Annotated in this window: 12 protein-coding genes; 7 read left to right on the top strand and 5 right to left on the bottom strand. The window is 69.6% G+C overall.

What is annotated here, in order from left to right:
* The first annotated feature begins 51 nt into the window (after window positions 1-51).
* From OHS57_RS31760 to OHS57_RS31745, 4 genes are all read left to right on the top strand, one after another.
* A complete protein-coding gene (locus OHS57_RS31760) occupies window positions 52-2,286 on the top strand; it encodes an excinuclease ABC subunit UvrA (RefSeq protein WP_328584133.1) in 2,235 nt (744 codons plus the stop codon).
* Window positions 2,287-2,346: 60 nt separating this feature from the next.
* Window positions 2,347-3,123, top strand: a complete 777-nt coding sequence (gene ddaH, locus OHS57_RS31755; RefSeq protein ID WP_328584132.1) for a dimethylargininase — start codon at window positions 2,347-2,349, stop codon at window positions 3,121-3,123.
* 152 nt (window positions 3,124-3,275) lie between these two features.
* Window positions 3,276-4,250 (top strand): acyl-ACP desaturase, encoded by a 975-nt coding sequence (locus OHS57_RS31750; protein WP_041993062.1) that lies wholly within the window; start codon window positions 3,276-3,278, stop codon window positions 4,248-4,250.
* A 15-nt stretch (window positions 4,251-4,265) separates the two neighbouring features.
* Complete coding sequence (locus OHS57_RS31745; RefSeq protein ID WP_328584131.1) at window positions 4,266-5,180, top strand: chitosanase; 915 nt, start codon at window positions 4,266-4,268, stop codon at window positions 5,178-5,180.
* Window positions 5,181-5,225: 45 nt separating this feature from the next.
* Here OHS57_RS31745 and OHS57_RS31740 read toward each other — a convergent pair whose 3' ends face one another.
* From OHS57_RS31740 to OHS57_RS31730, 3 genes are all read right to left on the bottom strand, one after another.
* Window positions 5,226-5,483: a WhiB family transcriptional regulator gene (locus tag OHS57_RS31740; RefSeq protein WP_328585212.1), complete on the bottom strand. Its 258-nt coding sequence runs from the start codon at window positions 5,481-5,483 to the stop codon at window positions 5,226-5,228.
* Between the two features lie 106 nt (window positions 5,484-5,589).
* Window positions 5,590-6,387 (bottom strand): VOC family protein, encoded by a 798-nt coding sequence (locus OHS57_RS31735; protein WP_041993056.1) that lies wholly within the window; start codon window positions 6,385-6,387, stop codon window positions 5,590-5,592.
* A gap of 124 nt (window positions 6,388-6,511) precedes the next feature.
* Complete coding sequence (locus OHS57_RS31730; protein ID WP_328585211.1) at window positions 6,512-7,567, bottom strand: multicopper oxidase domain-containing protein; 1,056 nt, start codon at window positions 7,565-7,567, stop codon at window positions 6,512-6,514.
* A gap of 200 nt (window positions 7,568-7,767) precedes the next feature.
* On the opposite strand from OHS57_RS31730, the gene OHS57_RS31725 reads away from it, so the two are divergent.
* Window positions 7,768-10,248, top strand: a complete 2,481-nt coding sequence (locus OHS57_RS31725) for a ThuA domain-containing protein (RefSeq protein ID WP_328584130.1) — start codon at window positions 7,768-7,770, stop codon at window positions 10,246-10,248.
* Window positions 10,245-12,461, top strand: a complete 2,217-nt coding sequence (locus OHS57_RS31720; RefSeq protein ID WP_328584129.1) for an OmpL47-type beta-barrel domain-containing protein — start codon at window positions 10,245-10,247, stop codon at window positions 12,459-12,461. Before OHS57_RS31725 ends, OHS57_RS31720 begins: the two co-directional genes overlap by 4 nt.
* Window positions 12,462-12,530: 69 nt before the next feature.
* Here the strand turns inward: OHS57_RS31720 and ligD are convergent, their stop codons facing one another.
* The gene (ligD, locus tag OHS57_RS31715) at window positions 12,531-13,550 is read right to left on the bottom strand and encodes a non-homologous end-joining DNA ligase (protein ID WP_041993050.1); all 1,020 of its coding nucleotides are present in this window, start codon (window positions 13,548-13,550) and stop codon (window positions 12,531-12,533) included.
* Window positions 13,551-13,799: 249 nt separating this feature from the next.
* Between ligD and OHS57_RS31710 the strand changes: the two genes are divergently transcribed.
* Window positions 13,800-14,870 (top strand): ATP-dependent DNA ligase, encoded by a 1,071-nt coding sequence (locus OHS57_RS31710; protein WP_328584128.1) that lies wholly within the window; start codon window positions 13,800-13,802, stop codon window positions 14,868-14,870.
* Here the strand turns inward: OHS57_RS31710 and OHS57_RS31705 are convergent.
* Window positions 14,849-15,523, bottom strand: a complete 675-nt coding sequence (locus OHS57_RS31705; RefSeq protein WP_328584127.1) for a ThuA domain-containing protein — start codon at window positions 15,521-15,523, stop codon at window positions 14,849-14,851. The genes OHS57_RS31710 and OHS57_RS31705 overlap by 22 nt on opposite strands.
* Window positions 15,524-15,550 lie beyond the last annotated feature (27 nt).

Below are 15,550 nucleotides of genomic sequence, written 5' to 3'. Positions count from 1 at the left end.
AGCCGGGAAACCGGACAGAAGGTGTCTGGTTTCCCGGTTAGCTTCGGTCGTATGGCTCAGAACATCGTGATCGCGGGCGCCCGCGAGAACAATCTCCAGGACGTCTCCCTCACCATCCCGAAGGACCGGATCACCGCCTTCACCGGCGTCTCGGGGTCCGGCAAGTCGTCGCTCGTCTTCGACACGGTCGCCGTGGAGTCGCAGCGCCAACTGGGCGAGACCTTCGGCTCGTTCCTCCGTAACCGGCTGCCCAAGCACGAGCGGCCGCAGGTCGACACCATCGACGCCCTCGCGGTCGCGATCGTGGTGGACCAGAAGCCGCTCGGCGGCAACGTCCGCTCCACGGTGGGCACGATGACGGACATCTACGCGGCGATCCGGGTGCTGTTCTCCCGCTGCGGCACGCCGAGCGCGGGCCCGGCCGGTGCGTACTCGTTCAACGACCCGGCGGGGATGTGCCCCGGCTGTGACGGGATCGGCAAGGTGGTGGAGCTGGACATCGGCCGGGCCGTCGACTGGTCGAAGTCGCTCGACGGGGGCGCGCTGCTGCTGCCCGGACTCGCGGTGGGCAACTGGGAGTGGAAGCTGTACGCGCGGTCCGGCCGGTTCGACCCGGACAAGCCGCTCGGTGCGTACACCGAGGACGAGCGCGGGACCCTGCTCTACGGCGAACCGGCCGACGGTGTCGAGGGAGTGGTCCGCCGCTTCGAGCGGCTCTTCATCAGGCGGGACACCGCGGGGCTCTCCGAGCGCCGCCGGGAGGCCACGGCCCGGTTCACCGTGCAGCGCGTGTGTGCGCGGTGCGGGGGCGCCAGGCTCAACGAGGCGGCCCGTGCGACCCGGGTGGCCGGTTACTCCATCGCCGAACTGACCCGGATGGAGGTCGCCGACCTGGTGGAGGTGCTGGGCCGGATCGACGATCCGGTCGCGACGCCGATCGCCGCGGCCGCCCGCGAGCGGCTTGAGCGGCTGGTGGGCATCGGGCTCGGCTATCTGAGTCTGGACCGGGAGACCACCAGCCTGTCGGGCGGCGAGGGCCAGCGGCTCAAGATGGTGCGCCATCTGGGGAGTTCGCTGACCGGGCTCACCTATGTCTTCGACGAGCCGAGCGTGGGACTGCATCCCCGCGATGTCGGCAGGCTGGCCGACCTGCTGGTCCGGCTGCGCGACAAGGGCAACACGGTCCTGGTGGTGGAGCACGACCCCGATGTGATCGCCGTCGCCGACCATGTCGTCGACATGGGGCCCGGCGCGGGCGCCGACGGCGGCCATGTCGTGTACGAGGGTCCGGCCGCCGGGCTGGCGGCCGCGGACACACTCACCGGGCGCTGCCTTCGTGAACGTACCCCGATGAAGGACTCGTTCCGCTCCCCCACCGGCCATCTCGCGGTGACCGGCGCCGCGTTGCACAATCTCAAAGGCATCGACGTGCGGTTTCCCACCGGGGTGCTCACCACCGTCACCGGGGTGGCCGGATCGGGCAAGTCGTCCTTGGTCTCCGGGGTGTTCACGGCGGCCCACCCGCAGTCGGTCGTCATCGACCAGGGCGCCATCGGTGTGTCGTCGCGCTCGACGCCCGCCTCCTACCTGGGTGTGCTGGACACCGTGCGTGCGCTCTTCGCCAAGGAGAACGGTGTCGACCCCGGCCTGTTCAGCTTCAACTCCTCGGGCGCCTGCGGGAATTGCGCCGGGCGCGGAGTCATCCACACCGATCTGGCCTTCATGGATCCGGTGACCGCGGTCTGCGCGGCCTGCGAGGGGCGGCGCTTCCACGACGACGTGCTGAAGCACCGGGTGCGCGGCGCCTCCATCGTGGACGTACTGGACATGACGGCGGCGCACGCCGTGGAGTTCCTGGAGTTCACCGGCGACCGGGCGCTGCTGCGCAAGCTGCGCGCCCTGCACGACGTCGGGCTCACCTACCTGGCGCTCGGCAGGCCGCTCAGCTCGCTCTCCGGGGGCGAGCGCCAGCGCGTCAAACTCGCCACCCAACTGCACCGCACCGGCAGTGTGTACGTGCTCGACGAGCCGACCACCGGGCTGCACCTGGCCGATGTGCGCACACTGGTCGCGCTGTTCGACCGGCTGGTGGACGCGGGCAACTCGGTGATTTGTGTGGAGCACAGTATGGATGTCGTGAAACGTTCGGACTGGGTGATCGATCTCGGTCCCGACGGCGGTAAAAATGGTGGTGAGATCGTGTTCGAAGGCACTCCGCGCCAGTTGCTGGACGACCCGAGGTCCAGCACGGCCGAGCACCTGCGACGGGATCCGGCCATTCCGTAACGGGGGCACATCGGGTCATGATGGGCGCGACCGGAACCTCATGGACCTGGAGAGACGCCCGTGCCCAGCAGGAAAGCCCTGATCCGCCGCCCGAGCCCGCGCCTCGCCGAGGGGCTGGTCACCCATCTCGAACGTACCGCCGTCGACACCGCGCTCGCCGGCCTGCAGTGGGAGGCGTACGTCGGGACGCTGCGTGAACACGGCTGGGAGACCGTCGAGGTGGCGCCCGCCGACGACTGCCCGGACGGTGTGTTCGTCGAGGACACGGTGGTGATGTTCCGCAACGTGGCCCTCGTCGCCCGTCCTGGGGCGCCGTCCCGGCGCGACGAGACGGCCGCCGTGGAGCAGGAGCTGGGCAGGCTCGGCTGCTCGGTGAACTGGATATGGGAGCCGGGCACACTCGACGGCGGTGATGTGCTGAAGACCGGCGACACCGTCTACGTGGGCCAGGGCGGCCGGACGAACGCGGCCGGCGTGCAGCAGCTGCGGGCGGCCTTCGAACCGCTCGGGGCGCGCGTCGTCGCCGTACCCGTGAGCAAGGTGCTCCATCTGAAGTCGGCGGTGACGGCGCTGCCGGACGCCACGGTGATCGGTTACGAGCCGCTGGTGGACGTGCCGTCCGTCTTCCCGCGCTTCCTGCCGGTGCCGGAGGAGTCCGGCGCGCACGTGGTGCTGCTCGGTGGCGGCCGGCTGCTGATGGCGGCGAGCGCGCCCAAGACGGCCGAGCTGTTCGCGAGCCTCGGCTACGAGCCGGTATTGGTCGACATCAGTGAATTCGAGAAGCGTGAGGGCTGTGTGACCTGCCTGTCCGTGCGCCTGCGTGACTTGTACGTCTGACCTGCGCTTCTGTCCCCTTCGGGGCCCTGCGGCGCACCCCGGACGGAAGGGTTCCGTTCCCCGGGTCTTGGCCATAGGCTTACCTCGGCTTTAACCTACGGTCTCGTAACCTACGAGTCCGTAGGTTTTTTCTCCCGTCCCCAGGAGTACCCGTGACGCTCACCTCTCCGCACCTCGGCAGTTCGGACGCGTGGACAGACGCCCGACTGCTGTACGCCCTCGAAGAGGTGGTGGAGAAGGAGCTCAATCGCCATCTCAAGGCGGCCAAGGACTGGATGCCGCACGAGTACGTGCCCTGGTCCGACGGCCGCAACTTCCCCGGGATCTTCGACGACGGCGAGGCCTGGGCGCCGGACCAGTCCAAGGTCACCGACATCGGCAAGACGGCGCTCGTGGTCAACCTGCTGACCGAGGACAACCTCCCCAGCTACCACCACGAGATCGCCTCGCTCTTCGGCCGCGACGGCGCCTGGGGCACCTGGGTGCACCGCTGGACCGCCGAGGAGGGCAGGCACGGCATCGTGATGCGTGACTACCTGCTCACCTCGCGTGCCGTCGACCCGGACAAGCTGGAGCAGTTCCGGATGGCGCACATGTCGGAGGGGTACGAGTCCGACAACCGGCACTCGATGCTGCACTCCGTGGCCTATGTGGCCTTCCAGGAGCTGGCGACCCGCGTCTCGCACCGCAACACCGGACACCAGTCGGGCGACCCGGTCTGCGACCGGATGCTGGCCAGGATCTCCACCGACGAGAACCTGCACATGGTCTTCTACCGGAACCTGCTGGGCGCGGCCTTCGAGCTGGCCCCCGACGCGACCATGCTGGCCGTCCGGGACGTGGTCGTCGACTTCCGGATGCCGGGGCACGGCATGCCGGGCTTCGAGCGCGCGGCGGCGCAGATGGCCATAGGGGAGATCTACAACATGCGGATCCACCACGACGACGTGCTCCAGCCGATCCTGCGCTACCTGAAGGTGCTCGACATCGACGGGCTCGGCCCGGAGGGGCTCAGGGCGCAGGAGGAGATCGGCGTGTACATGGGCGGTCTGGACTGCGAGGCGAGCAAGTTCGACGAGAAGCTCGCCGCCCGCAAGGCGCGGATGGCGGCCCGCGCCGCGGGCTGACGCCGCTCTGGACAGATGTGCGGGCGTCGTACGCTCTTCACCGTGAAGCCAGCCACCCGCCTCCTTCTGATAGGCGCCCCCGTAGTCGTCGTCGTGGCCGTCATCTTCGGCCGTGGCGGCGACTCGGGGGCGCTCGCCGACCATCCGCCGGCGCTCCCGGCCCGCAGCGCGCCCGACCCGCTCGCCTCCGTTTCACCGGGCGACGACCGACCGGACGGACTCGCGGCCCCGGGCAAGAAGGAGATCGCGGCGCGGCTCCTGGCCAGCGCGGAGAGCTCCACGCTGGACTGGCGCGGCCAGTACGGCGCGATCGAGGATCTGGGCGACGGCAACGGCTACACGGCGGGTGTGATCGGTTTCTGCTCCGGCACCCACGACATGCTGCAACTGGTCGAGGCGTACACCAGGACCCACCCGGACAACCCGCTCGCGCGCTATCTGCCGGCGCTGCGCGAGGTGGACGGCGGCGACTCGCACCAAGGGCTCGACCCCGGCTTCACCGCGGCCTGGGCCAAGGCCGCGCGGTCCGCCTCGTTCCGCGAGGCGCAGGACACGATCCGCGACACGCTCTACTTCGATCCGGCGGTGAAGCGGGCCAAGCAGGACGGGCTCGGCACGCTCGGCCAGTTCATCTACTACGACGCCATGGTGCTGCACGGCCCCGGCCATGACGACGAGGGCTTCTACGGCATCCGCGAGGCGGCGATGAAACAGGCCAGGACCAAGGCCGGGGGCGGGGACGAGAAGACCTATCTGAACGCCTTCCTGGACGCGGGCCGCTCGGTGATGAAGCGGATGCCCACGGCGGCGCAGCGGGACAGCTCACGGATCGACACGGCCCAGCGGGTCTTCCTCGACGAGGGCAACCTGGATCTCTCGCTGCCGCTGAAGTGGCGGGTGTACGGGGAGACGTTCCGCATCACGCACTGACCGGCGCGCCCCAGCTGATCGTCAACCGACCGGCGAAGCGCGGGGTCAGCCGCGGCCCCGCCGCAGTCGCTGCCGCTCCTTCTCGGAGAGGCCGCCCCACACCCCGAACCGCTCGTCGTGGTCCAGCGCGTAGGCCAGGCACGCCTCCCGGCCCTCACAGGCGCCGCACAGCTGCTTCGCCTCGCGGGTGGAGGAGCCAGGGGCGGGGAAGAAGAAGTCGGCGCCTGTCTGGGCGCACAGGGCGCTCTCCTGCCAGGCGAGTGCGTCGTCGCGGTGGGCATACGGCTCTGGTGTGCTGTCCATGATGCGGTCCACGGTGCTGTCGGTGACGTTGATCGGCATGGGGACACCTTGCCGGGCCGCGATAAACATCCTCTTGACGAAGCGTCAACGGGCCGTCCCTGGCGGGTCAGCCCTCCGGCGTCACGCCGCGCATGACGGCGAACTCGGCGCCGTACGGGTCGGTCAGCTTGGCGAACCTGCCGACGCCCTCGATGTCGGTCGGGGCCAGCCGCACGGCGCCGCCGAGCCGCTCGGCGGTCCGTACGGCGGCGTCGCAGTCGTCCACCGCGAAGTACAGCAGCCAGTGCGGGTGGCTGTCCGCCTCCAGCGGGTCGGAGCCGAGCGGCACGAGCCCGCCGAACATGCTGTCGGGGCTGTTTCCAGCCGGGTGCACCATCCGGTACGAGCCGCCGCCGCCCGGCATCGGCATGGTGAGGCTCTCCCAGCCGAAGACCGACCGGTAGAAGCCGTAGGCCGCCGCCTCGTCCGGGGTGTACAGCTCGGTCCAGCACAGGCTGCCGGGCTCGTCGACAAGGCCCATGCCCTTGTTGTGGCCGGGCTGCCAGACGGAGAACCCGGCCCCGGAGGGATCGTTGAAGACCGACATCCTGCCGATGTCCATGACGTCCGTGGGCTTGAGCACGACGGAGCCGCCGCCCTTGGCGACGGCCTTCGCCGTGGCCTGCGCGTCCGGCGCCTGGAAGTAGAGCGACCAGGACGGCGGCGCCTGGTCCGGCGGTACGGCCATGGCTCCGGCGACGGTCCTGCCGTCCAGCTGGAACATGCCGTACCCGCCGGCCTCGGGCCCGGCCGACCGGAACGTCCAGCCGAACAGCCCGCCGTAGAAGCCCGTCGCGTCCTCGATGTCAGGGGTGGCGAGATCGGTCCAGTTCGGGGAGCCGGCGGCGAACGGCCTGGTGAGCATGGTGCGCTCCTTCGGTGGAGACCCGTCGTGACACACGTCGCGCGTACTTCCGAGTCTCCTCCTGATACGCCGACGCCGCATGTGTGTCACGCGCGTACCAGGGTGTCCGCCGCCGGACCGGGCCTCAGTGGGCGGAGTGGTCCATGCCGGGCATGTCGGCCATGCCCTTCATTCCCTCGGTGGTCTTCGTTCCCTTCGTGTCCATCGGGTGGTGGTCGGGGTCGTAGTTGGGGATGGTGCCGTCCGGCTTGGCGATCAGGAACATCCCGGCCATGCCCATGTCGGAATGGCTCTGCACATGGCAGTGGTACATCCAGGCGCCCGCGCCCACATGCTCCCCGGCGATGATCTGGAAGCCGAAGGAGTTGGCAGGCCCGGTGATCTTCGTGTCGATGACCGGGCTGGTGTCGTCGGGGCCTGTCAGCAGACCGGTCCTGTTGTCCGCCCAGCGGTGACCGTGGATGTGGAACGTGTGGTAGTACTCACCGTGCGTGATCATGATGACTTCGAGCCGGTCGCCCACCGTGGCCTCGAAGTTGGGCGACTCGGCCGCCGGCTTGTTGTTGATCTGCAGGTCGTTGAAGACGATGGTGAACTGCTTGTCGGGCAGGATGTCGCCCTTCCTGCGGACCACCACGGGGCCGTACATGCCGGCCCGGATCCCGCCGGTGCCGTGGTCGGTGCCCACGACATGGTCGTGGTAGTGCCAGTAGCCCGCGCTGCCCGGCTGCCAGGTGCCGTCGGCGCGCTTGCCCGGGGCGTGCGTGCGCCAGGTGTAGGTGCGCTTGCCGCCGGGTTCCACATGGCTCTTGTTCATCCTGGTGCCGTCGCTGGCGACGTCGTAGTCGACGCCGTGGACATGGAGACTGGCGGCCACGTCCATCGTGTTCTCGAAGTCGATGTGCAGCGTGTCGCCCTCGACCAGCTCGATGAGCGGTCCCGGGATCGTCGCCTTGCCCTTCTCCAGGCCGTAACCCATCGAACCGTCCGCCAACTTCTCGGCGAACAGGGTGATATGACGCACCTGCCCACCGGCGGGCGCGGTCTTGGGAGGGGTCGCCGCCGAGGTGGCGGAGGTGGCTGAAGTGGCCGCTGGGGCCGATGCGACCGCGAGCGACGTCACGCCCGTCGCGGCGGCGCCGCCCGCCAACAGCCGCCGGTTGAAGCTCCGTCTGTCCATGGCCATGCCGAACTCCCGCGTGCCGTACGGAATTTGCAGGGGCTTGCTCCCCCGGGGTCGGCCACACGGTAGACCAGGGATCTTCGTTTATCCACACTCAGGACAAAGTTTGTGGGATTCCGGTCATAGCTATTGGCGGACCGCCGAAAGGGGTCTAGCTTTCCTGGCTGTTGCTGTGACCAAAGAGGGGTGGGTGAAACATGCAGCGCGCACCACATCACCGGTCAAGATCGAGGCGCGGAATAACCGTGGCCCTGTTGGCCGGCGCGATGGCGGCATCTCTGCTCGGCGGAACCGCCGCGACCGCCAACCAGGCGCCGGTGTCCACGGCGAAGGCACTCGACCTTCCTTCGCCGCCCGGCGGCTCGAACGTCAAGGTGCTCGTCTACTACGCGTCCGCGACCGAGGAGTCGCCCGTCGTCAACGCCGGTATCGAGGCGATCGAGGCGATCGGGCAGACCAGCCCGGCGGGCAAGCGCTTCAAGACCGAGGCCACCGCGGACGGTTCGGTCTTCACCAACGCCAACAAGCTCGGCAAGTACAACGCGGTCGTCTTCCTGACGGGCGGCGGCGATGTGCTCGACCCCGACCAGGAAGCCGGGCTCGAGTCGTACGTGGAGGCCGGAGGCGGCTTCCTCGGCATCCATGACGCGGCCAACACCGAGCCGTACTCGGACTGGTTCACCGGACTGATCGGGGCCCGGCCCGCCGCGTCGGCCCCGCCGGCCGTCCAGCGCGCGACCGTCGAGGTCGGCGACCGCATCCACCCGGCGACCAAGGACCTGCCGCTGGAGTGGAAGCGCTCCGACCAGTGGTTCAACTGGGCGACCAACCCGACCGGTTCGGTGCACACCGTCGCCAAGGTCAGGGAGAGCACCTACAAGCCGGGCACCGGCGCCAACGGCGCCGACCACCCGGTCTCCTGGTGCCGTGACTACGACGGCGGCCGCTCGTTCTACACCGCCATGGGCGGCACGGCCGACTCGTACTCCGAGACCGACTTCCGCGACCACCTGCGCGGCGCCCTCCAGTGGACGACGCGCCTCTCGCGCGCCGACTGCAAGGCGACGATCGACGCCAACTACACGGCGGAGCGCGTCACCCAGCCGAACCAGCCCGACCAGCAGGACCAGATCGGCGAGCCGCACGGCATGACGATCATGCCGGACGGACGGGTGATCTACATCGGCCGCGGCGGCGGCGCCGCGAACGCGCCCGTGGTGACGGACTGGAACGACCCCAACGTCGGCAAGGGCATCGGCCAGATCCACATCTACGACCCGAAGACGAAGAAGGTGACCCTCGCGGGATCGCTGACGGTCTTCGGCAACAAGGGCGGCGGCGACGAGCTGGTCAAGGTCGAGGAGGGGCTGCTGGGGATCACCCTGGACCCGAACTTCGCGACCAACGGCTGGGTGTACGTCTACTACTCGCCGTTCTCCGAGATCGACCGCGACACCCAGATCGGGCAGCGCCGGGTCGCGAGGTTCACCCTGAACCCGACGACCGACAAGCTGGACATGACCTCCGAGAAGGTGCTGCTCCAGTGGCCCGCCCAGATCCACAGCTGCTGCCACGCGGGCGGCGGGATGGCCTTCGACTCGAAGGGCAACCTGTACATCGCCGTCGGTGACAACAACTCGTCGCAGTTCAGCGACGGTTACTCGGGCAACAACCCCGAGCCCAACTACAAGGGTGTCTCCTTCGCCGACGCGCGCCGCACGGCGGGCAACACCAACAACCTCAACGGCAAGATCCTGCGGATCCACCCCGAGCAGGACGGCACGTACACCCTGCCGGAGGGGAACCTCTTCACCGGCAAGGAGACCGCCGAGGGCGGCGGCAAGACCCGCGGTGAGATCTATGTGATGGGCGTGCGCAACCCGGCACGTATCTCCATCGACAAGAAGACCGACACGCTCTACGCGGGCTGGGTCGGACCCGACGCGGGTGAGCCGAGCACCACCTGGGGCCCGGCGAAGTACGACACCTTCTCGGTCATCACCCACGCGGGCAACCACGGCTGGCCCTACTGCATGGGCAACAAGCAGCCCTACCGCGACCGCAACCTGCCCGACCCGACCAAGCCGCTCGGCTGGTACGACTGCGACCACCTGAAGAACGAGTCGCCCAACAACGACGGTCTGGTGAACATCCCGCCGGCCGAGGCCAACAACATCTGGTACTCGCCGCAGGGCGGTGCGCCCGACTACCCGCGCAACGCGGACGGCGTACCCAGCTACGACCCGACCCAGGCGACGTACCTGCTGCCGTGGCTCAAGGGCGGCGGCCAGGCCACCATGGACGGCCCGGTCTACCGGTTCGACCCGACGGTCAAGAGCAGCGTCAAGTGGCCCGAGTACTGGGACGGCAAGTGGTTCGTGGGTGACTTCTACGACGCCACCAACCCGCGCCACGCGGTGCAGATGGACCCGAAGAACGCCGGCGCGGGCGGGCTGCCCGTCAGCGCCGACTCCCTGCGGAAGATCATTCCGGTCGGTGCGGGCGGTATCCGCAACCTGATGGACTGGAAGTTCGCCCCGGACGGTTCGCTCTACGTCCTCGACTACGGGCGCGGCTTCTTCAACTCCGACAAGGACTCCGCGCTGTGGCACATCACCTACAAGGGCGGTGCGCCCACTCCGGCCGCCAAGGACCTCGCCAGGAAGGCAGCCCAGTGAGACAGCGACCTCTACGCCTCTGGACCGCCCTGGTGGGTGCGTTGCTGCTGGTGCTGGGGCTGACCTCGACCGCGGCGTACGGACGCTCAGGCGCCGACGCCAAGGCGGGTGCGGCGGCGGCCCAGACGCTCAACTGGACGGCCGGTGACCCCATCGACCACTTCCTCAGCGCACCGACCACGGCGGTGGCGGGCCCCGCGACGCTCGTCTTCGAGAACAGCGCCGCGACCGGCAACACCACCGGCATGCCGCACACGTTGACCTTCGACGTCTCCAACACCGACTACAACAACGACGTCTCGGTCAACATCCTGGCCAACCCGGCCGACGACACCGGCGGCAAGCACTCCGTCGAGGTCAACCTGACCCCGGGCACCTACCGCTACTTCTGCAGCATGCCCGGCCACAACATGATGACCGGCATCCTGGTCGTGACCGACGGCGGCGGTGGCGAGGACACCACGGCCCCCGAGACCGCGGCCAAGGTGGACGGACAGCAGAACGCCGACGGCGCGTACGTCGGTTCGGCGACCGTCACGGTGACGGCGACGGACGACTCGTCCGGGGTCGGCACCATCGAGTACGCGGTCGGCGCCGACGGCGAGTGGCAGCCCTACACCGCCCCCGTCGTGGTGGACCAGGTCGGTGACCAGTCGATCAGATACCGGGCCACCGACAAGGCGGGCAACGCCGCCGCGGAGAAGTCGGCCGACTTCACCGTCGTGGCGCCACCGACCGACGACACCACGGCGCCGGAGACCTCGGCGACCGTGAGCGGCGAGAAGGACGCCGACGGCAACTACCTGGGCATGGCCACGGTCACGGTGACCGCGTCCGACACCGGGTCAGGCGTCAACACCATCGAGTACGCGATCGGCGCCGACGGTGCCTGGCAGCCGTACACCGCGCCGGTGATGGTCCACGAGACCGGCGCCCAGACGGTCCGCTACCGCGCGACCGACAAGGCGGGCAACGCGGCTGCGGAGAAGTCGGTCGACTTCACCGTCGTGGCACCGCCGGCCGAGGACACGACGGCTCCCGTCACCTCGGCGGCCGTCACGGGCAGCAAGAACTCGAACGGCGCCTACATCACGAGTGCCAAGGTGACCCTCACGGCCACCGACGACGACTCGGGTGTCGACAAGGTCGAGTACTCCATCGACGCGGGCCCGTACCTCGCGTACACCACACCGGTCATCGTCGACCGGGCGGGCGCGCACACGCTGGCGCACCGCGCGACCGACAAGGCCGGCAACACCTCGCAGGCCAAGGAGGTGTCGTTCACCGTCGTCGAGGGCGGTGGCGTGCCGCCGCCCCCGTGCGCCGAGCACGACGAACGGCTGACGGTCATCGTCGGCACGGTCGACACGGGTGTGCCGAACCGGATCACCAGCAACCGCTGCACCATCAACGAGCGGATCGAGGACGAGCGTGAGTGGACCTCACAGGCGCTCTTCCTGAAGCATGTCGACGGTGTGCTCAGCCAGTTGCTGAGCGAGAACGTCATCGACAAGCGCGAGCAGAAGGCGATCACCAAGGCCGCCAAGCAGTCGAAGATCGGCCTCCCGGGTCAGACCGAGGGGTACAAGGACATCTTCGACGGCACCCAGGCGTCCTTCGACAAGTGGGAGCACGTCGGCGGCGGTCAGATCGACCTGACCACGGACGGCACCATGACCGTCAACCCGACGGTCGGGGGCAGTCTGGGCATGGAGTGGTACCCGGTGCGGAAGTACGACAACTTCTCACTGAAGCTCCAGTTCCGCGACGACGCCACCGGTACGGGCAACGCCAACGGCGGTGTCTTCATCCGCTTCCCGCAGCCGCACGACTTCCCCGGGGAGTCCCGTCCTGAGTGGGTGGCGATCAACTACGGCCACGAGATCCAGGTCTACGACGGTCCTGGCGGCGACATGTACAAGACCGGGTCCGTCTACGGCTTCGACCGCGTGGGTCTGGCCGGGGCGCATCCCACCACCAAGGGCACCTGGAACGACTACGAGATCCAGGCGGTCGATCAGCACTTCAAGATCTTCCGCAACGGTGTCCTGATCAACGAGTTCGACAACAACGCGGGCCAGGCCTTCGAGCCGCCGCGCGACGGTGACGTGGGCACGGACGGACGGCGTTACTCGTCCGGCTACATCGGCCTGCAGAACCACAGCACCACGGACCTGGTCTCGTACCGCAACGTCCGTATCAAGGAGCTGTGACCGGCGCCGACAGAGCCGGTCGACCAGAGTGCCCCCTCCCCGCGCGCACCGCGCGGGGAGGGGGCGTCCTCACTTCTCCGGCTTCTCCGGCCTGGCCTTGCTGGGCTGGACCCGCTTGGGCTCCCCCGGCATCTTCGGATAGTCCGGCGGATACGGCAGATCGCCGTGGCCGTGGTCGCGCTCGTCGCGGTCGGCCAGCTCCAGCAGCCCTTCGAGACTGTGCGGATGCTCGTCCATCCCCGCGTGGACGTCGCCGACGTCGGCGTATCTGACCGGCATCGTGGCGATGTCGAAGTCCTGCGGCGCGACGTCGTCCAGCTCGTCCCAGCGCAGCGGCGCCGAGACCGGGGCGTGCGGCCGCGGCCGCACGGAGTAGGCGGAGGCGATGGTGCGGTCACGCGCCGTCTGGTTGTAGTCGACGAAGATCCGCTCGCCGCGCTCCTCCTTCCACCAGGCCGTGGTGACCCGGCCCGGCATCCGGCGCTCCAGCTCGCGCCCGGTGGCGATGGCCGCGCGGCGCACCTGGGTGAAGGTCCAGCGGGGTTCGATCGGTACGAAGACATGGAGGCCGCGCCCGCCGGACGTCTTGAGCCAGCCGGTGAGCCCCAGCTCGCCGAGGAACGCGTTCAGCTCGTGCGCCGCCCTGACGGCGTCGGCGAAGTCGGTGCCCGGCTGCGGGTCGAGGTCGATCCGCAGCTCGTCGGGGTGGTCGAGCCGGTCACCCCGTACCGGCCAGGGGTGGAAGGTGAGACAGCCCAGGTTGGCGGCCCAGAGCACGGCGGCGACCTCGGTCGGCCGGATCTCGTCGGCGCTGCGGCCGCTGGGGAAGGTGATGTGCGCCGTGGGGATCCAGTCGGGCAGGTTCTTCGGCGCCCGCTTCTGGAAGAACGACTCACCGTCGACGCCTTCGGGGAAGCGCTCCAGGGTGGTGGGCCGGTCGCGCAGGGCGCGGGTGATCCCGTCCCCCACGGCCAGGTAGTAGCGGGCCACGTCCAGCTTGGTGAAGCCGCGCTCGGGAAAATAGATCTTCTCAGGGCTGGACAGCCGTACGGTCCTGCCGCCCGCCTCCAGCTCCACAGCTGCACCCATGCTCGTCACGGTAGGCCGCCCGTGCGGCGCGCGCACATCGAGGTCGTGTCCGCGAAGTCTCGTCTGGCTCGCGATGCCTGGCACGCACGCCCTCGGCGTTGCCGACCTGCCCGAGTAGCTCCGCTACAAGGGCACATCGGCGCCTTGCGATCGCACGCACCAGCCCCCGCGAGCCCCGCCAAAGGGCGGACGACGATACTTCGCGGACGCTCCCGAGCGCCCGAACCTTTTACCGCGCACAATCGACGCATGGATCTGCCGGTGATGCCGCCCGTGAAGCCGATGCTCGCCAAGTCCGTCGCCACCATCCCGCCCGGTATGCAGTACGAGGCGAAGTGGGACGGGTTCCGGGCGATCGTGCACCGCGACGGGGACGAGGTGGTGATCGGCAGCCGGAACGGTAAGCCGCTCACCCGCTACTTCCCCGAGCTGGTCGCGGCTCTGCGCGCCGAGCTGCCCGACCGGTGCGTGCTGGACGGCGAGATCGTGATCGTGCACGAGGGGCGGCTGGACTTCGACCGGCTGACCGAGCGGATCCACCCGGCGGACTCCCGGGTGACGCTGCTGGCTGAGCGGACCCCGGCGAGCTTCGTCGCCTTCGACCTGCTGGCCAAGGGGGACGCCTCGCTGCTGACCAGCCCGCAGTCGCTGCGCAGGGAGGCGCTGGAGGCGGCCCTGGTCGGCGCGGGGCCGCCGGTGTACGTGGCGCCCGCCACCACCGACATCGAGCTGGCCGGCGAGTGGTTCGAGCAGTACGAGGGCGCGGGGCTCGACGGGGTGGTGGCCAAGCCGCTCGACCTGCCGTACCGCCCCGACGTACGGGCGATGTACAAGATCAAGCACGAGCGGACCGCCGATGTGGTGGTGGCGGGCTACCGGCTGCACAAGAGCGGTCCCGTGGTCGGGTCGCTGCTGCTGGGGCTGCACGACGGCGAGGGTGTGCTCCAGCACGTCGGGGTCTGCGCCGCGTTCTCCATGAAGCGCCGGGCCGAGCTGGTGGATGAGCTGGCGCCGCTGCTGATGGATCCCGCCGACGCCGCAGGCCATCCGTGGGCCGCCTGGGCGCGGGAGTCGGCGCATGAGGGCGCCAGGCTGCCCGGCGCGCCGAGCCGCTGGTCGGGCAAGAAGGACCTGTCCTGGGTGCCGGTGCGGCCCGAGCTGGTCTGCGAGGTGGCCTACGACCACATGGAGGGCGACCGCTTCCGGCACACCGCCCAGTTCCGCAGGTGGCGCACCGACCGTACGCCGGAGAGCTGCACCTACGCCCAGCTGGAGGAGCCGGTCGGCTACGACCTGGGTCAGGTGCTGGCGGGGCCCTGAGCCGCCGGAGCGAGGACGGACCGCAGGCCGCCCAGCAGATGGGCGCGGAAGCCGGGGTCGGCGTAGGACTCCCGGGTGTGGCCGAGGGCGGTGTAGAAGACCCGGGCGCCGCCGTGTTCGTGACACCACACCAGCGGCCGGTCCACGCCGGGCGCGCCGCCCTTGTACGACGTGCCGTCGGCCGAGGCGAGGACCCGTGACCGGCCGCGCACGCTGACGTCGAACTCGTACCACTCGTCGGTGCACCGCCATGCGGCGGGCAGCGGCCGGGTCGCCGGGTGGTCCCGGTCCTCGACCCTGACCAGGCCGGGTTGCAGCGCCGGATGGCTGACGAAGCGGGCGCCGATCAGCTCGCCGTAGAACGGCCAGCCGCCCTCGGTGCCCGCCGCCAGATGGACCCCCATGAAGCCGCCGCCCGCCGCGCAGTGCGCCCGCAGCCCTTCGCGGCCCGCGGGGGTGAGGACATCGCCGCTGGTGGAGAGGAAGACCACGGCGCCGTACCGGCCGGGACCGCCCTCCAGGGCCGCCGGGTCCTCGGTCGCCTCCACGGCGAAGCCGTGTGCGGCGCCCAGCTCCTGGAAGGCGCGGACGCCTGCCGGGATCGAGTCGTGCCGGAAGGCGGTGGTGCGGGTGAAGACCAGGACGCGGGTCACGCGAGGATCCTAGGGTGACGGCGCCTC

This window comes from Streptomyces sp. NBC_00370, from assembly GCF_036084755.1.
In the GTDB taxonomy this organism is placed as follows: Bacteria; Actinomycetota; Actinomycetes; order Streptomycetales; family Streptomycetaceae; genus Streptomyces.
Note: the sequence above shows the minus strand (reverse complement) of the source record. Positions and strands in the feature narration are given on the sequence as shown.